Below are 18,028 nucleotides of genomic sequence, written 5' to 3'. Positions count from 1 at the left end.
CGGTAGCAGGAGAAGATTGCCTCGAATTATGCTAGAAAGCCGTCCGGTGCTTTCTTCGTGCCGAGGCGGCGGCGACCACCATGGGTCATCAGGCGGATCAGAACCAGTCCGGGGTCGGCGCCCCCGGCGAGGAGGCGTGCGCGTCGACGGGCCGCCCGATGACGGCTCCAATGACGGCTTCGATGACCGTTGCCGACCTTCCCTTGCTCGACGGGCTGTGGGCGCCGGTCTGGCTGCAGGACGGCGGCCGGATGCTCTGGGGCAACCGCGCCGCCCTGGAGCTGTGGAACGCCGCGTCGCTCGCCGATTTCCAGACCCGCGACTTCGGCAGCCAGCCGGAGGACGCGCCGCAGGCCGAAGGGGAGACGGCGGCGGGCCGCTGGACCTTCTACCCCAAGGGACGCCCGGTTGCCGCCTGGGTGCGGCGCAGCGGCATGGCGCTGCCGGACGGGCGCCTGGGCATCCTGCACGAGGCGCAGCTCGCCGCTCCCCTGGCCGATCCGGACCATGGCCGGACCGACACCGAGGCGCTCGACCGCGAGCGCGCCATGCTGCAAAGCCTGATCGACTCGATGCCGGACATCGTCTTCTTCAAGGACGTGAACGGCACCTATCTCAAGGTCAACCGGGCGATGCTCGACTATGCGGGGCGACCGCCGCTGGGGCTGACCGACCACCGGTTGTTCGATGCGGAAACAGCGGTGCGGCGGCGGCGGACCGACCAGATCGCCATGCAGAAGGGATTCTCGCGCAGCGAGGAGTGGTTCGTCCACCCGGACGGCCGCCGCGTGCTGATGGAGACCGCCAAGGCCGTCTGCCTCGACCGCAGCGGCAAAATGCTCGGCGTCGTCGGCATCGCCCGCGACATCACCGAGCGGCGGCAGACGGAGAAGCAGCTTCTGCGGCAGCACGCCCTGTTGCAGGGGATCATCGACACCATCCCCGACGCCGTCTTTTTCAAGGACCGCGACGGCGTGCTGCGCAAGGCCAACCGCGCCTTCGCCTCCTGGACCGGGCGCCCTCTGGAGCAGCTGATCGGGCTGGACAGCCACGAGATATGGCCTGACGAGATGGCCGACGGCATCCGCGCGGGCGATGCCTCGGTCTATGCCGAGGGTCAGCCGCGGCGCAACGAGGAGAGCATTCCGCTGCCCGACGGTGGGCGGATTTGGGTGGAAATCCTGAAGGCGCCGATTCGCGACGCCGGCAACGAGCTTCTCGGGCTGGTCGGCGTCGGGCGGGACATCACGTTGCGCAAGGCCGCCGAGGAGGATCTGCGGCGGAGCGAGGCGGAGAAGGACCACCTCGCCAACCACGACGCCCTGACCGGGCTGCCCAACCGTCGACTTCTCTTCGACCGGCTGGACGTGGCGTTGGTCCGGTCGCGGCGGTCGGGGCGATCGCTGGCTCTCCTGTTCATCGACCTCGACGGCTTCAAGGCGGTCAATGACCGGATGGGGCACGATTGCGGGGACGAGGTTCTGCGCATCGCCGCGGCGCGAATCGCCGGATGCCTGCGCCGCAGCGACACGGTGGCCCGTGTCGGCGGCGACGAGTTCACCATCGTGCTGGAGGATGTAACCTCCGCCGCGGACGCCGGTGGCGTGGCGGCAAAAATCGTCGAGGCGGTGGCGCTGCCCATCCCGGTGCAGGGGATGACCGCCGTGATCGGCGCCAGCGTCGGCATCGCCTTGTCCCAGTCCGACGGGTCGGACGCCCGCAGCCTGCTGGTGGCGGCGGATGGCGCGATGTACCGGGCCAAGCAGGCGGGCCGCGGCACCCATGTCTTTTACAAGGATATTCTCCGCAAGAATCCGGACTGACCGGGTGCGGAATCCGCTTGCGGAGTCGGAACAAAAGAAGAACAATACCCGCCTGACCGGTTCTTGACGGGAGAGGATGGGATCATGTTCGTCTGCGTCGATGGTGACCGCACCACCCGCCTGCGCCAATGGGCCTGGCTCGATATCGGTGCCGGGACGGGTCCCGGCGAACGCCGCCTCGTCGGCTGGAGCGTCACGGACGAGGCGTGGCTCGTCTCCGAACCGATCGGCGTGGTCGCCACCAGCCCGCTCGGCCGTCCGCCGGGTTGGGCTGTGACCGACAACCAACGCCGGTATCTGCTCGAACAGCCCGGCCTGCCCCATGGGGACGAGCCGCTGGCCGCCATCGACTGTCTGCGGGCGAACGGCAGCCTCGACCCGGCGGCTCCCATCAGCATCGTGCCCTGGCGCCCCGGCAAGTCCACCGCCGAACGCATCTTCGAGCGCCGAACGGCCTGATGGCGGAAAGACGGACTGCTGCGTGACGGAACGGCCTTTTTCCCGTTGAAAGCCTTGGTTGAGGCGGGAAGGGGTCGTTCACCATGCAGCAGCGCTGGCCGCAGAGGTTGTGGATCGTCCGTCACGGGGAAAGCGCCGGCAACGTCGCGCGCGACGCCGCCTATGCCGCCGGGGTGGGACGGATCGACATCGCCGAGCGCGACGTCGACGTGCCGCTCAGTCTCCAGGGGGAGCAGCAGTCCGAGGCGTTGGCGCGCTGGTTCGCCGCGCTGCCGGCGGGCGAGCGGCCCGACGTGGTGCTGACCTCTCCCTATCTGCGGGCCCGGAGGACGGCGGAGATCATCCACGCCGGGGGCGGCCTGCCGGTCGAGCCCACGGAGTTCGTGGTGGACGAACGGCTGCGCGAGAAGGAGTTCGGCATCCTCGACCGGCTGACCGCGCTGGGCATCGCGCAGGAGCACCCCGAGCAGGCGGAGTTCCGCCGCATCCTCGGCAAATTCTACTTCCGCCCGCCGGCCGGGGAGAGCTGGTGCGACGTGATCCTGCGGCTGCGCAGCGCGCTCGACACCATCAGCCTGCACCATGGTGGGCAGCGCGTGCTGGTGGTTAGCCATCAGGTCGTCGTGCTGTGCCTGCGCTACCTGCTGGAAGGCATGACGGAGGAGCAGATCCTCGCCATCGACCGCGAGGGCGACGTGGCGAATTGCGGGGTCACCGAATACGCCTTTGATCCCGACCAGGGGCACAGCGGGCGGATGCAGCTTCGCCGCTACAACTTCGTCGCCCCGCTGGAGGTGGCCGGAGCGCCGTTGACCGCCGAGCCCGACGCCAACGCGGCTGTCCGATGAGTGTTTTCCGATGAGCGCCGTCCGATGAACGATTCTCCGATGAACGACTCGATCCCGGTCACCCGCGACTTGCTGCGGTCCATGCCGCTGCCTCATCCCGGCGATGGTGCCGACAAGGACGGGCGGGGCCGGGTGCTGGTCATCGGCGGCAGCGTCGAGGTGCCGGGCGCCGTGCTGCTGGCCGGGACGGCGGCGCTGCGCGCCGGGGCGGGCAAGCTGCAGATGGCGACCTGCCGCAGCGTGGCCCCGCATCTCGGGCTTGCCGTGCCGGAGGCGCTGGTGCTCGGCCTGCGGGAGACAGCGGAGGGCGGCATCGCCCCCGACTGCGTCGACACGCTGTGCGAGCGGGCGGCCCGCTGCACCGCGGTGCTGGTCGGTCCCGGCATGATGGACAAGCGGGCGGTCGCCGACCTGACCGGCGCGCTGATCGCCGGGCTGGACGGGGAGGGCGGCCCCGTTCTGGTCATCGACGCCGAAGCGCTGATGGGCCTGGACAACGCCAACGAAGCGCTGTGCCGCCGCGGCGGGCGAACGATCATCACGCCGCACGCCGGCGAAATGGCCGGTCTGTCCGGAATCAGCCGGGAAGAGGTCGAGGCCGACCCACCCGCCGCCGCCCGCCGCGTTGCGAACCTTCACAAAGTGATCGTCGTGCTGAAAGGGGCCTGCACCCACATCGTCACGCCGGACGGGCGGATGTGGGCCTATGACGGCGGCAATGTCGGGCTTGCCACCTCGGGCTCGGGCGACACGCTGGCGGGCGTCATCGCCGGGCTGGCCGCGCGGGGCGCCGACCCGGCCCAGGCGGCGATCTGGGGAGTCCATCTGCATGGCGAGGCCGGCAACCGTCTGGCCCGCCGCGGCCCGCTGGGTTTCCTGGCCCGCGAGCTGCTGGCCCAGGTGCCGGAGATCATGGCCGAACTGTCGGCCTGAGACCGCCGGCCTCGAAACGCCAGTCTCAGAACACCAGTTTGGCGGCCTGATAGAGGACGACCCAGGGAGCGGCGATCAGCCCGCCCCACAGGGCGACCAGCGGCAGGCCGCGCAGCTTCTTGGCCGGGGCCGGAGCGGAGAGGGGGAGCGGGAAGGAAACGGTCTCGGTGGTGCCGACAGCGGGATTGTACTGGGACATGATGACCTGCCGATCTGTGTGTAAGGGCAGGATGCACGCCGATCTCTTAACGACGATTAAAGTCGGGGGTAGCCGCTGTGCGGGATTCCGGCGTACCGCCGCCGGGTAGCGAAGCGCGTTCGAGTGAGCAATTTCGGAAAGTTCCTGGCGTCTTGACAAAGATTGCCAATCGTCCCGAGATGTCCTTCGGAAGAAGGACGTGGTCGATGCAAAGCATGAACAGCGGCCCGCCCGAGGCGCTTCGTCGGCTTCATCGGGGAAAAGGCGGTCGAGCGTGAAAAGCTGGGGAAGCTTCGGCGCGCCATCCTGATGGGCGTCGACGACTGCAAAAACGGCCGCCTGGAAGACCGCCCCATTGCCGCCATCCTGAACGACATTGACGATTGACCGGCGATTACCGGCCGCATCATGAGCGCTGCGAAGCGCCGGCTGTCGTCGTCCTGCGCCTTCTGCATGAAAAGATGGAACCGGACCGGCCGCATCCCGCAAGGACAAGGCCGGTCCGGTTCCCGACGCCTGCTCAGGTCACTTGGCCAGCGTCTTGTTGAGCCACAGGGCCAGCAACGTGCAGACCGCGCCCGACAGCAGGTAGGCGCCGGCCGAGAACAGGCCGTAGTTGGCGGACAACACCAGCGCGACCAGCGGCGCGAAGCCCGCCCCGAACAGCCAGGCGAGGTCCGACGTGATCGCCGCACCAGTGTAGCGGTAGCGCTGGGTAAAGCCCGACGCGACCACGCCCGACGACTGGCCGAAGGACAGGCCCAGGATCACGAAGCCGACGATCATGAAGACCAGTTCGCCCAGCGGCCCGCCGTTCAGCAGCAGGGGCGCCACGCCGCTGAACACCGCGATGGCGGCGGCGCAGCTTCCCAGCAGGGTGCGGCGGCCGATGCGGTCGGCGATCCAGCCGGAGGCGATGATGGCCCCCAGGCCGAAGAAGGCCCCGACCACCTCGATCAGCAGGAAGTCCGCCGGCGTGTCCTGCGTGTAGAGGAAGATCCAGGACAGCGGGAAGACGGTGACCATGTGGAACAGCGCGAAGCTGGCCAGTGGGGCGAAGGCGCCCAGCACGACGCGCATGCCCTCGTTGCGCAGCATTTCGGTCACCGGGACCGGCTGAAGCTCGCGGCTTTCGAACAGGTGGGTGTATTCCGGCGTCACCACGATGCGCAGCCGCGCGAACAGCGCCACGACGTTGATGGCGAAGGCCACGAAGAACGGATAGCGCCAGCCCCAGCTGAAGAAATCCTCGGCCGACAGGTTGCCGGCGAAATAGGCGAAGAGAGCGCTCGCCACGATCAGCCCGATGGGGGCGCCGAGCTGCGGAATCATCGCGTACCAGCCGCGGCGGTTCTCCGGCGCGTTCAGCGCCAGCAGCGAGGCGAGGCCGTCCCAGGCGCCGCCCAGCGCGAGCCCCTGGCCGATGCGGGCCGCCGCCAGCAGCCAGATCGCCGCAGCACCGATCTGCTCGTAGCTCGGCAGAAAGGCGATGGCGACCGTCGAGGTGCCCAGCAGGAACAGGGAGAGGGTGAGCTTGGCGCCACGCCCGTGGGCACGGTCGATGGCCATGAACAGCATGCTGCCCACCGGGCGGGCGACGAAGGCCAGCGCGAAAATCGCGAAGGACCACAGCGTTCCGGTCAGCGGGTCAAGATAGGGAAAGACCAGCTTCGGGAAGACGATCACCGAAGCGATGGCATAAACGAAAAAATCGAAGAATTCGGACGTCCGTCCGATGATGACGCCAATCGCGATTTCACCGGGATTCACCCTGTGGTCGCGGGCATTGACCAGTCTTGCGTCCCTTTCGGTCGCCGTGGTCGATGATCCCATGGTCCCCCCACCGTCTGGCAATTGCGTCAGAGGGAATTAAATAGGCACCGCAACGGCATTCTGCCACGCCCATGGGCGCATTGCTTTGATGTGCGTCAATGGCGGCGTGGAATCGCGGCGCATTGGACAAATTGTCCAATGTCCTACCGGGCCCGTGGGGGTTAGCTCTTCGCCCAAATCCAAAGCGAACCCCTGCTGACAGGTCCTGCCTTGACCCGTTTCCGCGCCTTGGCCCTCCTGCCGCTGATGGCGGTTTTGAGCGGCTGCAACCTTGTGGTGATGAGCCCGTCCGGCGACGTGGCGAGCCAACAGGCGAACCTCATCACCATTTCCACCCTCCTGATGCTTCTCATCATCATTCCGGTGATGGTGCTGACGGTGCTGTTCGCGTGGCGCTACCGCCAGTCGAATAGCACGGCCCAGTACGACCCGGATTGGGACCATTCGACGCAGCTCGAGCTGGTGATCTGGGCGGCCCCGCTGCTCATCATCATCTGCCTGGGCGCCCTCACCTGGATGGCGACCCACCTGCTCGACCCCTACCGCCCGCTCGACCGCATCGCCGCCGGGCGCCCGGTCCCGGCCGACACCAAGATGCTCGACGTCAACGTCGTGGCGCTCGACTGGAAGTGGCTGTTCATCTACCCGGAATACGGCATCGCCACGGTGAACGAGGTGGCCGCCCCGGTGGACCGGCCGATCCGCTTCAACATCACCTCCTCGACGGTGATGAACTCCTTCTACATCCCGGCGCTGGCCGGGCAGATCTACGCCATGGCCGGCATGGAGACGAAGCTGCACGCCGTCATCAACGAGCCGGGCAGCTACAAGGGCTTCTCCGCCAACTACAGCGGCGCCGGCTTCTCGCACATGCGCTTCACCTTCCACGGTCTGGCCGCCGACGGCTTCGACAAGTGGGTGGCGGACATCAAGGCGGGCGGCGGCAAGCTCGACCGCGATGGCTATCTCCAGCTTGAGCGTCCCAGCGAGAACGAGCCGGTGCGCCGCTACGGCGCCGTCGATTCGGGCCTGTTCAAGGCCATCGTCGGGATGTGCGTCGAGCCGGGCAAGATGTGCATGCACGACATGATGGCCATCGACGCCAAGGGCGGCCTCGGCTTGGCCGGCATCGACAACGTGATGCCGCTGATGCACGACAAGCTGTCCCGCCGCGGCACCGCCGTTCTCGGCCCGGTTCCGGTCTATGTGGCGGGCATCTGCTCGACCGAGGAGCTGACCGGCCGCGCCGTCGAGTCGTCGCTGGGCGTGCTGAACGCTCCCGCGGACGCATCACCGATTTCCGGCGCGGGTCTGCCGCGCTCCTCCATCACGCCGATCTCCGCGCCCGCCCCTGCGTTCGGGCCGCGGCTGACGGCCAATCCCTGAGCGGCCCACCGCCATGATCGACACATCGACCGTCGCCACCCACCCGCTCTTCGGGCGTCTGACCCTGGAGTCCTTCCCCTATCACGAGCCCATCGTGGTCGCGACCTTCGTCGCGGTCGTGCTGGGCGGCCTCGCGCTCGTCGCGGCGCTGAGCTATTTCCGGTTGTGGGGCTATCTCTGGAAGGAGTGGTTCACCACCGTCGACCACAAGCGCATCGGCATCATGTACATGGTGCTGGGCCTGATCATGCTGCTGCGCGGCTTCGCCGACGCCATCATGATGCGCCTCCAGCAGGCCATGGCCTTCGGCGGCAGCGAGGGCTACCTCAACGCGCACCATTACGACCAGATCTTCACCGCCCACGGCGTCATCATGATCTTCTTCGTGGCGATGCCCTTCGTCACGGGTCTGATGAACTACGTGGTGCCGCTGCAGATCGGTGCCCGCGACGTGTCCTTCCCGTTCCTGAACAACTTCAGCTTCTGGATGACGGTGGGCGGTGCTGTGCTGATCATGGTCTCGCTGTTCGTCGGCGAGTTCGCGCGCACCGGCTGGCTGGCCTATCCGCCGCTGTCCAACATCGCCTACAGCCCTGAGACGGGTGTCGACTACTACATCTGGGCGTTGCAGATCGCCGGTGTCGGAACAACATTGTCCGGCATCAACCTGATCTGCACGATCGTCAAGATGCGCGCCCCCGGCATGACCATGATGAAGATGCCGGTCTTCACCTGGACGTCGCTCTGCACCAACGTGCTGATCGTCGCCTCCTTCCCGATCCTGACCGCCACGCTGGTCCTGCTCTCTCTGGACCGCTACGTCGGCACGAACTTCTTCACGAACGATCTCGGCGGCAGCCCGATGATGTACGTGAACCTGATCTGGATCTGGGGCCACCCGGAAGTCTACATCCTGATCCTGCCGGTCTTCGGCATCTTCTCCGAGGTCACCTCGACCTTCTCGGGCAAGAAGCTGTTCGGCTACACCTCCATGGTCTACGCGACGGTGGTCATCACGATCCTGTCCTACCTGGTGTGGCTGCACCACTTCTTCACCATGGGGTCGGGCGCCAGCGTGAACTCGTTCTTCGGCATCACGACGATGATCATCTCGATCCCGACGGGTGCGAAAATCTTCAACTGGCTGTTCACCATGTACCGCGGCCGCATCCGGTTCGAACTGCCGATGATGTGGACCGTCGCCTTCATGCTGACCTTCGTGGTCGGCGGCATGACGGGCGTTCTGCTGGCCGTCCCGCCGGCGGACTTCGTCCTGCACAACAGCCTGTTCCTGATCGCCCACTTCCACAACGTCATCATCGGCGGCGTGCTGTTCGGCCTGTTCGCCGGCATCTACTACTGGTGGCCCAAGGCCTTCGGCTTCCGCCTCGATCCCTTCTGGGGCAAGGTGTCCTTCTGGTGCTGGGTGATCGGCTTCTGGGTCGCCTTCATGCCCCTCTACGTCCTGGGCCTGATGGGCGTCACCCGCCGCCTGCGCGTGTTCGAGGACCCGTCGCTGCAGATCTGGTTCCAGATCGCCGCCGTCGGCGCCGTTCTGATCGCCGCGGGCATCGGTGCCTTCCTCCTCCAGATCGCCGTCAGCGTCTGGAAGCGCCGTGAGCTGGTCGACCGCACGGGCGATCCGTGGGATGGCCGCACCCTGGAATGGGCGACCTCCTCGCCGCCGCCGGACTACAACTTCGCCTTCACCCCGATGATCCACGACAACGACGCGTGGTGGGACATGAAGAAGCGCGGCTACAAGCGTCCGCTGGGCGGCTACAAGGCGATCCACATGCCCAGCAACAGCGGCACCGGCGTGATCCTGGCCGGGATCAGCGTGGTCCTCGGCTTCGCCCTGGTCTGGTACATCTGGTGGCTGGCGGCGGTGAGCTTCGTCGCCCTGCTGGCGGCGGCCATCCACCACACCTTCAACTATCACCGCGACTTCCACATCCCCGCGGACGTGGTGGTGCGGACCGAGAACGAGCGGACCCGACTCCTCTCTGGGCAGGTGTAAAGCATGAGCACGACCCTGACAGCCGAGCGGCCCCGCGGCCAGGCTCCGGTGTTCCACGTTGTGGACGAGCACGCGCACCCCGAAGGCTCCAGCACCATGCTGGGCTTCTGGATCTACCTGATGAGCGACTGCCTCATCTTCGCGGTGCTGTTCGCGACCTACGGCGTGCTCGGCGCCAACTACGCCGCCGGGCCCGCGCCCAAGGACCTGTTCGACCTGCCGCTGGTGGCACTGAACACCGCCATGCTGCTGTTCTCCTCCATCACCTATGGCTTCGCCATGCTGGCGATGGAGAAGGGGCGGGTGTCGCAGACCCAGCTGTGGCTGGCGGTGACGGGCCTGTTCGGCGCCGCCTTCCTGGCGATCGAACTCTACGAGTTCGCCCACCTGATCCACATCGGGGCGACCCCGCAGCGCAGCGCCTTCCTGTCGTCCTTCTTCACGCTGGTCGGCACCCACGGCCTGCACGTCACCTTCGGCCTCGTCTGGCTGGTGACGCTGATGGTCCAGGTCAACAAGCGCGGTCTGATCCCGGCCAATCGCCGGCGCCTGATGTGCCTGAGCCTGTTCTGGCACTTCCTGGACGTCATCTGGATCGGCGTCTTCACCTTCGTCTATCTGATGGGAATGCTGCGATGAGTTCTCACGCCGAACATCATTCCGGTCATCACGGGGCCGGTCACCACGGGGCCGGCCATCACGACCACGGCCATGGGGACGACGGGCACGCCCATGGGACGCTCGGCAGCTACGTGATCGGCTTCGTCCTGTCGGTGATCCTGACGGTCATTCCCTTCTGGCTGGTCATGGACGGGACGATCCTCGACAAGAACATGACCGCGATGGCGATCATGGCTCTGGCCGCCGTCCAGGTCGTCGTCCACATGATCTTCTTCCTGCACATGAACGGGCGGGCGGAAGGCGGGTGGACCATGCTGTCGCTGATCTTCACGCTGATCGTCGTGGTCATCATGCTGGCCGGTTCGCTGTGGGTGATGTACCACCTGAACACCAACATGATGCCGATCCACGACCCGAGCCAATTGCCGTGACCGGCACGGCGACCCACCGTCCGCGCCGGGGGCTGATCCTTCTCGGGATCCTGGCGCTGGCGGGAGTCGCCGTATTCACGTCGCTCGGCGTCTGGCAGGTCGAGCGGCTGTTCTGGAAGCTGGACCTGATCCAGCGGGTGGAGGAACGGGCGCGGGCCGCCCCCGTTCCCGCCCCCGGCCCGGAGGAGTGGCCCGCCGTCACGGCGGCCAGCCAGGAATACCGGCGGGTCGGCGTCACCGGGCGTTTCCTGAACGACCAGGAAACCCTGGTCCAGGCGGTGACCGAGCGGGGCGGCGGCTTCTGGGTGCTCACCCCCTTCCGGACCGACCGGGGCTTCACCGTCCTGGTCAACCGGGGCTTCGTGCCGCCCGAGCGGCGCAGCACCGACAGCCGCCCCGACGGGCTGATCGACGTGGACACCACCGTCACCGGCCTGCTGCGGGTGACGGAGCCGGGAGGCGGTTTCCTGCGCTCCAACGATCCCGCGCAGGACCGCTGGTACTCCCGCGACGTGGCGGCCATCGCCGCCGCCCGCGGCGTGACGGAGGCGGCTCCCTATTTCATCGACGCCGAGGCCAGCCCGCCAGGCGGTTCTCCGGTCGGCGGGCTGACCGTCCTGAAGTTCCCGAACAACCACCTCGTCTATGCGCTGACGTGGTTCGCTCTGGATCTCATGCTGATCGCCGCCGCCCTCTATGTCGCGCGCAGTGAATGGCGCCGCCGCGGTTGAAGAAATAATCTCTTTTTCTTCATGGTCTTTTTGCCGTTTGGAAAGGGATGCCTCGCGGACCCTTCCGCTTGGCTTTTTTGTGCTATCAAGGCCGGACGGAGTCCGGGTCAAGGCTGCCAAGCCGGGCCGTCATGCCCATATGAGTCGGGCCCATATGAATGGGGACCGAAGGAAGCCGGCGAAGGGCCAGACGTTTTCCGTGCGCGACACCACCGACAAGAAGAATCTGTTCCTGCTGGTGCAATTGCGCTGGCTCGCCGTCGCCGGGCAGGTGATCACGATCCTGATCGTGCACCACCGGATGGGCATCACCCTGCCGCTCGACCAGATGGGCGCGGTGATCCTGTTCCTGGTCGCGCTGAACATCGCCAGCGTCCTGCATCTGCGCCGCCAGACATCGGTGTCGAACACCCAACTGTTCCTGGAACTGCTGATCGACGTGTCGGCGCTCACGGTGCAGCTTTACCTCAGCGGCGGCGCCTCCAACCCCTTCATCTCGCTCTACCTGCTGCAGATCACCCTGGGGGCGGTGCTGCTGGAGGCGTGGTCGGCCTGGGCGCTGGTCCTGGTCGCCACCGCCTGCTTCACCTTCCTGATCGGCGCCTACCGCCCGCTGGCCCTGCCGCCGGGGCTGGAGGGGCTTCTGCTGGGGCTGCACATCCAGGGCATGTTCCTGTGCTTCGTGCTGACGGCCAGCCTGATCGTCCCCTTCATCACCCAGATCACCCGCAACCTGCGCGCCCGCGACGCCCATCTGGCCGATCTGCGCCAGCGCTCCATGGAGGAGGACCACATCGTGCGCCTCGGCCTGCTCGCCTCCGGCGCCGCGCACGAGCTGGGGACGCCGCTCGCCACGCTGTCGGTGATCGTGAACGACTGGCGGCGGATGCCCGTGGTCAAGGGCGACCCCGACATGGCCGAGGACATCGCCGAGATGCAGAACCAGATCAACCGCTGCAAGGCCATCGTGTCGGGCATCCTGCTGTCCTCCGGCGAGGCGCGGGGGGAGGGGACGCTGCGCACCACCGTGACCGCCTTCCTGGACGATCTGGTGGAGGAGTGGAAGGCCAGCCGGTCGCCGGCCTGCGTCGATTACGACAACAGCGTCCGCTCGCGCGAGGGGATCATCTCCGATCTCGCGCTGAAGCAGGTGATCTTCAATGTCCTGGACAACGCGCTGGAGGTGTCCCCCGGCTGGGTCGGCATCGCCGCCGGGCGGCAGGGCGACAGCCTCGTCCTGACGGTCAACGACGCCGGTCCCGGCTTCGAGGAGCGGATGCTGGCGGAATTCGGCAAACCCTACCGGTCGAGCAAGGGGCGGCCCGGCGGCGGGCTTGGCCTCTTCCTGGTGGTCAATGTGGTGCGCAAGCTGGGCGGCACGGTCGCCGCGCGCAACCGCCCCAGCGGCGGCGCTTCCGTCACCATGACCCTGCCGCTCGCCGCCCTGTCCGCGGGAGAGAACCATGGAGACTGACCGTTCCCTCGTCCTGGTGGAGGACGACGCCGCCTTCGCCAAGGTCCTGCGCCGCTCCTTCGAGCGCCGGGGCTATCAGGTCTACTGGTGCGACACCCTGGACGGGCTGCGGGCTCTGCTGGACACCGTGCCCTTCGCCTACGCGGTGGTCGACCTGAAGCTGGGCAGCGGCTCCGGCCTGGAATGCGTGCGGGAACTGCACGCCAGCGACCCGGAGACGCGGATCGTCGTCCTGACCGGCTTCGCCAGCATCGCCACGGCGGTCGAAGCGATCAAGCTGGGCGCCTGCCACTACCTCGCCAAGCCGTCCAACACCGACGACATCGAGGCGGCCTTCGAGCGGACGGAGGGCGACCCCTCCATCGCGCTGGGCGCGCGGGCGACCTCGTTGAAGACGCTGGAGTGGGAGCGCATCCACGAAACCCTGGCGGAAACCGGCTTCAACATCTCCGAAACCGCCCGCCGGCTGGGGATGCACCGGCGCACCCTGGCCCGCAAGCTGGAGAAGAAACAGGTGCCCTGATTCCGTTTTCTCCTGTCCAGTCGGTCAAAGGATGCGCAAGGCCGCTGGACAATGGCGGCCAGTCCGCCCATTTTTCACGGCCTGTTACAGTCGTGTGTCATACGCAGCAGCAAGGAGCAGTGTGAAGTGTCTCTTTCCACGTCGAGCAGCAGCCCCTCCGATCCGCGGACCGAGGCCCGCCGTCTTCTGACGGACGCCATTTCCACGTACCTGCAGTCGTGCAAGGATCTGGCTGCTGCGACCGAACGCGCGACCGAGACGAGCGGCAGCATCGACACCCAGGCCCGCCGCAAGGCTTACCAGACGCTGACCGAGCTGGGCGATCAGGTCCGTCTCGCGCAGCGCCGCCTCGTCACCGCGGCCAAGCAGGCCCGCCGGGTCATGCCGGTCGCCGAGATCGAGGAGGTCGCCAAGAAGCTGGACAAGCGCGACACCACGGAAAGCGCCGCGGTGCTGGTCAAGGCCGCCCTGGTCAATTGACTTGGACGATTGACTTGGTCAACTGACGTCGGTCGGGGGAGGGCTCGCCTGTTCGGCATAGTCGAATCCGCCGGATTGGCGGGAAACGCCGTTTTTTTGCGGGTCACAGCGTCGCGCCCGGTCGATTCCGGGCGGGAGCATCTTGCGCGCCGCCGCCCGGCAGGGTAGGTCAAAGGCGCCTGGAGCCCTGGAACATGCTGGGGTTCCGCCACGAACAAGGGGAATTTGGGAATGACGAAGGCCGATCTCATCGACGCGATCGCCGGCAAGCTGGGCGGCACGAAGGCCGACGCCGGCAAGGCGCTGGACGCGGTTCTGGAGAGCCTGCAGGACGCGCTGGTCAAGGGGGAGACGGTCAAGCTGCCGGGCTTCGGCCAGTTCGAGATCGCCGAGCGCGGCGAGCGCACGGGCCGCAACCCGCAGACCGGCGCGGAGATCAAGATCGCCGCCTCCAAGGCGCCGAAGTTCTCCGCCGGCAAGGCCCTCAAGGACGCCGTTAACGGCAAGGCCGAGTAAGGCGGCAAGGCCGAGTAACGGAGCCGGTAACCCCTCTCCCTCCCCGGGAGAGGGGATATCACCGCCCGCTCAATGCGGGTTTGCCGGTCCCGGCGTGGCGTCGGCCAACCAGCGGCCGAGCGGGTCGTCCGTTTCGCTGCCCGTATCGCTGGATGCCTCGCTCCAGCCCGGCGGCACGCCGTCCATGTTCGGCAGGCGGTGGGCGATGCCCTTGTGGCAGTCGATGCAGGTGCGCTGACCGCTGAACAGATACTGCTGATGGATGCGCGCCGCCCGCGCGCCCTGCTTGGTGATGTCCATCGATTCCGCGCTGTGGCAGTTGCGGCATTCCAGCGAATTGTTGGCCTTCAGCCGCGCCCATTCATGCTCGGCCAACTCGCGCCGCTTCTCCAGGAACTTGTCGCGCGTGTCGATGGTGCCGAAGATCTTGCCCCAAACCTCCTTCGACGCCTGCATCTTGCGGGCGATCTTGTCGGTCCAGTTGTGCGGGACGTGGCAGTCCGGGCAGGTCGCCCGCACGCCGGAGCGGTTGGTGAAGTGGATGGTGGTCTTCAGTTCCTCGAACACGTTGTCCCGCATCTCGTGGCAACTCGTGCAGAACTTCTCGGTGTTGGTGACCTCCAGGGCGGTGTTGAAGCCGCCCCAGAACATCACGCCGGCCAGGAAGCCGCCCAACGTCAGGAAACCCAGGCTGAGGTAGCGGCTCGGCCCCGCGATGATCCGCCAGGGCCGCAGCAGGAAGTCGGGCAGCTTCATCGCCGGTCACCCCCGTCCGATGGGCGGCTGACGAGGCTGTCCATGTCCTTGAAGGTGTTCGGGACGATGGGCTGGGCCATGGTCTGGGGAACGTGGCACTGCGTGCAGAAGTAGCGGCGCGGGCTGACCGCGCCCAGCGTCTGGCCGTCGCGGTCCACGTAATGGGTGATGCTGATCATCGGCGCCTGGGTGGCCCCGGTGAACTGGCGGCTGTGGCAGGTCAGGCACTGGTTGTTGTTCAGGCTGATCTGATAATCGCGGATGTTGTGCGGGATGACCGGAGGCTGCTCCGGATAGTTGCGGGCGACCCGCCGGTCGTCGGTGACGTCGGCGGGGATCGGCGGGGCGGGGTCCTCGTCGGTGAACTGGATCGGCGGGCGGAAGGGCTCCCGGACTTGTCCGGTTCCCTGGGCGGCGAGCAGTGCCGGCACGAGGCAGGGCAAAGCCGCGGCCAGCGCGAGCATGAGATGGCGGCGCATGGTTGCGGTCCTCCCTCAGACGGCCACGATCTTGACGGCGCACTTCTTGAAGTCCGTCTGCTTGCTGATCGGGTCGGTGGCGTCGAGCGTGCATTTGTTGATCAGGCGCGCCGAATCGAACCAGGGCACGAAGACCACGCCGCGCGGCGGCCGGTTGCGCCCGCGCGTCTCCACCCGCGTGCGCATCTCGCCGCGCCGCGACATCACCCGCACCTCCGAGCCACGGCGCAGGCCGCGCGACTGCGCGTCGTCCGGGTGCATGTAGACCAACGCCATCGGCATGGCCTTGTAGAGTTCGGGCACCCGCATGGTCATGGAGCCGGAGTGCCAGTGCTCCAGCACGCGCCCCGTGACCAGCCACAGGTCGAAGTCCTTGTCCGGCGATTCCGCCGGGGGTTCGTAGGGGAAGGCGAACAGGTTGGCCTTGCCGTCCGGGTTTCCGTAGAAGCGCACTCCCTCGCCCTTCGGGACGTAGGGGTCAAGCCCCTCCCGGTAGCGCCACTTCGTCTCCTTGCCCTCGACCACCGGCCAGCGCAGCCCGCGCACCTCGTGATAGGTGTCGAAGGGCGCCAGATCGTGGCCGTGGCCGCGCCCGAAGGCGGCGTACTCCTCGAACAGCCCCTTCTGGACGTAGAAGCCGAACGCCTTCGACTCCCGGTTCTCGTAGGCGGGGTCCATCTCCGACAGGGGGAAGCGGTCCACGTTGCCATTGCGGAACAGCACGTCGAACAGGCTCTTGCCGCGGAAGTCGGGGTTGGCGTCGAGGATTTCCTTCGGCCACACCTCGTCGGTGGTGAAGCGCTTGGAGAACTCCATGAGCTGCCAGAGGTCCGAGCGCGCCTCGCCCGGCGCGTTGACGAGCTGGTGCCAGAAATGGGTCCGCCGCTCGGCGTTGCCGTAGGCGCCCTCCTTCTCCACCCACATGGCGGCGGGCAGGATCAGGTCGGCGGCGGCGGCGGTCACCGTCGGGTAGGCGTCCGAGACGACGATGAAATTCTCCGGGTTGCGGTAGCCGGGATAGGTCTCGTTGTCGCTGTTGGGCGCCGCCTGGAGGTTGTTGTTGACCATGATCCAGTAGGCGTTGAGCTTCCCGTCCTTCAGCATGCGGTCCTGCAGGACGGCGTGGTAGCCGATCTTGCCGGGCAGCAGCCCCTTAGGGATCTTCCAACCCTCCTCGACGTGGGAACGGTGGGTGGGGTTGGTCACCTGCATGTCGGCGGGCAGGCGGTGGGCGAAGGTGCCGACCTCGCGCGCCGTGCCGCAGGCCGAGGGCTGGCCGGTCAGCGAGAAGGGGCTGTTCCCCGGCTCGGCGATTTTGCCGGTCAGCAAGTGGATGTTGTAGACCATGTGGTTCACCCAGACGCCGCGGACGTGCTGGTTGAAACCCATGGTCCACAGCGACATGACCTTGATCTTCGGGTCGGCGTACATCTCGGCGAGCGCCAGCAGCCGTTCCTTCGGCACCTTGCTCAGCTCCGCCACCTTGTCCAGCGTGTAGTCGCTGACGAATGTGGCGAACTCGTCGAAGCTCATGGGCTTGGAATCGGTCGGGTCCTTGGCGTTCGCGGCGCGCACCTCCAGCACGCTTTCGGGACGCAGGCCGTAGCCGATGTCCTTCTGGCCGAGGCGGAAGCTGCAATGCTTCTCGACGAATTCCTTGTTCACCCGCCCGGTCTGGATGATGTGGTTGGCGATGAAGTTCAGGATGGCCAGATCGGTCCCCGGCTCGAAGATCATCGGCACGTCGGCCAGTTCGAAGCTGCGGTGCTCGAAGGTCGAGAGGACGGCCACCTTCACATGGTTGTGAGCCAGCCGCCGGTCGGTGATGCGCGTCCACAGGATGGGGTGCATCTCCGCCATGTTGGAGCCCCAGAGGACGAAGGCGTCGGCGTGCTCGAAATCGTCGTAGCAACCCATCGGCTCGTCCATGCCGAAGGTGCGGATGAAGGCCACGGCGGCCGACGCCATGCAGTGGCGGGCGTTGGGGTCGAGGTTGTTGGTGCGGAAGCCGGCGCGCATCAGCTTGGACGCGGCGTAGCCCTCCCAAATCGTCCATTGGCCGGACCCGAACATGCCGACGGCGTCCGGCCCCTTCTCCTTCAGCACCCGCTTCCATTGGCGGGCCATCTCGTCGAAGGCCTCGTCCCAGGACACCGGGCGGAACTCCCCGTCCTTGTGGTACTTCCCGTCGCGCATGCGCAGCAGCGGCTGGGTCAGCCGGTCCTGTCCGTACATGATCTTGGACAGGAAATAGCCTTTCACACAGTTCAGGCCGCGGTTGACGTCCGCCTGCATGTCGCCGTGGGTGGCGACGACGCGGTTGTCCTTGGTGGCGACCATGACGCTGCACCCGGTGCCGCAGAAGCGGCAGGGCGCCTTCGACCAGGTGAGCTGGGCGTCCTCGCCCGCCACCATGGATGGCTGGGCCATGGCGGGCAGGCTGATGCCCCCCGCCGTCGCGGCGGCCGCAACCGCCTGCGCCTTGATGAAATCCCGCCGGTCAAGCATGGGTTCCT

The 18,028-nt window shown here is 67.0% G+C and carries 18 protein-coding genes; 13 read left to right on the top strand and 5 right to left on the bottom strand.

Going from position 1 to position 18,028, the window contains the following annotated elements; all coding sequences use genetic code 11:
• Window positions 1-182 precede the first annotated feature (182 nt).
• The 4 genes from FBZ83_RS08165 (at window position 183) to FBZ83_RS08150 (ending at window position 4,063) form a co-directional block, all read left to right on the top strand.
• Entirely contained in the window at window positions 183-1,823 is a 1,641-nt protein-coding gene (locus FBZ83_RS08165; RefSeq protein WP_247888212.1) for a sensor domain-containing diguanylate cyclase, read from the top strand.
• Between the two features lie 84 nt (window positions 1,824-1,907).
• Window positions 1,908-2,282 carry a hypothetical protein gene (locus FBZ83_RS08160; RefSeq protein WP_145681967.1) on the top strand — a complete coding sequence of 125 codons (375 nt, stop codon included), beginning with the start codon at window positions 1,908-1,910 and terminating at the stop codon, window positions 2,280-2,282.
• A gap of 83 nt (window positions 2,283-2,365) precedes the next feature.
• Complete coding sequence (locus tag FBZ83_RS08155; protein ID WP_145681966.1) at window positions 2,366-3,130, top strand: histidine phosphatase family protein; 765 nt, start codon at window positions 2,366-2,368, stop codon at window positions 3,128-3,130.
• A gap of 24 nt (window positions 3,131-3,154) precedes the next feature.
• A complete protein-coding gene (locus FBZ83_RS08150; RefSeq protein ID WP_186466007.1) occupies window positions 3,155-4,063 on the top strand; it encodes an NAD(P)H-hydrate dehydratase in 909 nt (302 codons plus the stop codon).
• 25 nt (window positions 4,064-4,088) lie between these two features.
• Here FBZ83_RS08150 and FBZ83_RS31375 read toward each other — a convergent pair whose 3' ends face one another.
• Together FBZ83_RS31375 and FBZ83_RS08145 are read right to left on the bottom strand one after the other, a co-directional pair.
• Window positions 4,089-4,262, bottom strand: coding sequence for a hypothetical protein (locus FBZ83_RS31375; RefSeq protein ID WP_186466006.1), 174 nt, complete (start codon window positions 4,260-4,262; stop codon window positions 4,089-4,091).
• Window positions 4,263-4,787: 525 nt separating this feature from the next.
• Window positions 4,788-6,032, bottom strand: a complete 1,245-nt coding sequence (locus tag FBZ83_RS08145) for an MFS transporter (protein WP_432612487.1) — start codon at window positions 6,030-6,032, stop codon at window positions 4,788-4,790.
• 273 nt (window positions 6,033-6,305) lie between these two features.
• On the opposite strand from FBZ83_RS08145, the gene cyoA reads away from it, so the two are divergent.
• The 9 genes from cyoA to FBZ83_RS08100 all read left to right on the top strand — a co-directional run bounded on the left by cyoA (window position 6,306) and on the right by FBZ83_RS08100 (window position 14,277).
• The gene (gene cyoA / locus FBZ83_RS08140) at window positions 6,306-7,481 is read left to right on the top strand and encodes a ubiquinol oxidase subunit II (protein ID WP_145681964.1); all 1,176 of its coding nucleotides are present in this window, start codon (window positions 6,306-6,308) and stop codon (window positions 7,479-7,481) included.
• Window positions 7,482-7,494: 13 nt separating this feature from the next.
• On the top strand, window positions 7,495-9,501 hold the full coding sequence (gene cyoB, locus FBZ83_RS08135) for a cytochrome o ubiquinol oxidase subunit I (protein WP_114857027.1): 2,007 nt from the start codon (window positions 7,495-7,497) through the stop codon (window positions 9,499-9,501).
• A 3-nt stretch (window positions 9,502-9,504) separates the two neighbouring features.
• A complete protein-coding gene (gene cyoC, locus FBZ83_RS08130) occupies window positions 9,505-10,140 on the top strand; it encodes a cytochrome o ubiquinol oxidase subunit III (protein ID WP_114857026.1) in 636 nt (211 codons plus the stop codon).
• A complete protein-coding gene (gene cyoD, locus FBZ83_RS08125) occupies window positions 10,137-10,553 on the top strand; it encodes a cytochrome o ubiquinol oxidase subunit IV (RefSeq protein ID WP_114857025.1) in 417 nt (138 codons plus the stop codon). Before cyoC ends, cyoD begins: the two co-directional genes overlap by 4 nt.
• Window positions 10,550-11,284: an SURF1 family protein gene (locus FBZ83_RS08120; RefSeq protein ID WP_211101630.1), complete on the top strand. Its 735-nt coding sequence runs from the start codon at window positions 10,550-10,552 to the stop codon at window positions 11,282-11,284. The genes cyoD and FBZ83_RS08120 overlap by 4 nt, the downstream gene beginning before the upstream one ends.
• A gap of 199 nt (window positions 11,285-11,483) precedes the next feature.
• Window positions 11,484-12,758: an ATP-binding protein gene (locus FBZ83_RS08115; protein ID WP_145681963.1), complete on the top strand. Its 1,275-nt coding sequence runs from the start codon at window positions 11,484-11,486 to the stop codon at window positions 12,756-12,758.
• Window positions 12,748-13,281, top strand: coding sequence for a response regulator transcription factor (locus FBZ83_RS08110; protein ID WP_145681962.1), 534 nt, complete (start codon window positions 12,748-12,750; stop codon window positions 13,279-13,281). Before FBZ83_RS08115 ends, FBZ83_RS08110 begins: the two co-directional genes overlap by 11 nt.
• Window positions 13,282-13,407: 126 nt before the next feature.
• Entirely contained in the window at window positions 13,408-13,761 is a 354-nt protein-coding gene (locus FBZ83_RS08105; protein WP_014241891.1) for a hypothetical protein, read from the top strand.
• A 231-nt stretch (window positions 13,762-13,992) separates the two neighbouring features.
• On the top strand, window positions 13,993-14,277 hold the full coding sequence (locus tag FBZ83_RS08100) for an HU family DNA-binding protein (protein WP_014241890.1): 285 nt from the start codon (window positions 13,993-13,995) through the stop codon (window positions 14,275-14,277).
• Window positions 14,278-14,346: 69 nt separating this feature from the next.
• Here the strand turns inward: FBZ83_RS08100 and FBZ83_RS08095 are convergent, their stop codons facing one another.
• Genes FBZ83_RS08095 through napA form a run of 3 tightly spaced genes read right to left on the bottom strand, consistent with a single transcriptional unit; the run spans window position 14,347 to window position 18,020 of the window.
• On the bottom strand, window positions 14,347-15,033 hold the full coding sequence (locus FBZ83_RS08095) for a cytochrome c3 family protein (protein WP_145681961.1): 687 nt from the start codon (window positions 15,031-15,033) through the stop codon (window positions 14,347-14,349).
• Window positions 15,030-15,512 carry a nitrate reductase cytochrome c-type subunit gene (locus tag FBZ83_RS08090; RefSeq protein ID WP_145681960.1) on the bottom strand — a complete coding sequence of 161 codons (483 nt, stop codon included), beginning with the start codon at window positions 15,510-15,512 and terminating at the stop codon, window positions 15,030-15,032. Before FBZ83_RS08090 ends, FBZ83_RS08095 begins: the two co-directional genes overlap by 4 nt.
• A gap of 15 nt (window positions 15,513-15,527) precedes the next feature.
• Complete coding sequence (gene napA, locus FBZ83_RS08085) at window positions 15,528-18,020, bottom strand: periplasmic nitrate reductase subunit alpha (RefSeq protein WP_145681959.1); 2,493 nt, start codon at window positions 18,018-18,020, stop codon at window positions 15,528-15,530.
• Window positions 18,021-18,028: the final 8 nt, after the last annotated feature.

Source organism: Azospirillum brasilense, from assembly GCF_007827815.1.
GTDB lineage: Bacteria > Pseudomonadota > Alphaproteobacteria > Azospirillales > Azospirillaceae > Azospirillum > Azospirillum brasilense_C.
This window is presented reverse-complemented; position numbering and strand designations above follow the sequence as displayed.

Excerpts from the sequence above, each read along its gene's own strand:
- FBZ83_RS08165 (WP_247888212.1), top strand. The coding sequence starts at position 183 with ATGACCGTTGCCGACCTTCCCTTGCTCGACGGGCTGTGGGCGCCGGTC.
- FBZ83_RS08160 (WP_145681967.1), top strand. The coding sequence starts at position 1,908 with ATGTTCGTCTGCGTCGATGGTGACCGCACCACCCGCCTGCGCCAATGG.
- FBZ83_RS08155 (WP_145681966.1), top strand. The coding sequence starts at position 2,366 with ATGCAGCAGCGCTGGCCGCAGAGGTTGTGGATCGTCCGTCACGGGGAA.
- FBZ83_RS08150 (WP_186466007.1), top strand. The coding sequence starts at position 3,155 with ATGAACGATTCTCCGATGAACGACTCGATCCCGGTCACCCGCGACTTG.
- FBZ83_RS31375 (WP_186466006.1), bottom strand. The coding sequence starts at position 4,262 with ATGTCCCAGTACAATCCCGCTGTCGGCACCACCGAGACCGTTTCCTTC.
- cyoB (WP_114857027.1), top strand. The coding sequence starts at position 7,495 with ATGATCGACACATCGACCGTCGCCACCCACCCGCTCTTCGGGCGTCTG.
- cyoC (WP_114857026.1), top strand. The coding sequence starts at position 9,505 with ATGAGCACGACCCTGACAGCCGAGCGGCCCCGCGGCCAGGCTCCGGTG.
- cyoD (WP_114857025.1), top strand. The coding sequence starts at position 10,137 with ATGAGTTCTCACGCCGAACATCATTCCGGTCATCACGGGGCCGGTCAC.
- FBZ83_RS08110 (WP_145681962.1), top strand. The coding sequence starts at position 12,748 with ATGGAGACTGACCGTTCCCTCGTCCTGGTGGAGGACGACGCCGCCTTC.
- FBZ83_RS08100 (WP_014241890.1), top strand. The coding sequence starts at position 13,993 with ATGACGAAGGCCGATCTCATCGACGCGATCGCCGGCAAGCTGGGCGGC.
- FBZ83_RS08095 (WP_145681961.1), bottom strand. The coding sequence starts at position 15,033 with ATGAAGCTGCCCGACTTCCTGCTGCGGCCCTGGCGGATCATCGCGGGG.
- FBZ83_RS08090 (WP_145681960.1), bottom strand. The coding sequence starts at position 15,512 with ATGCGCCGCCATCTCATGCTCGCGCTGGCCGCGGCTTTGCCCTGCCTC.
- napA (WP_145681959.1), bottom strand. The coding sequence starts at position 18,020 with ATGCTTGACCGGCGGGATTTCATCAAGGCGCAGGCGGTTGCGGCCGCC.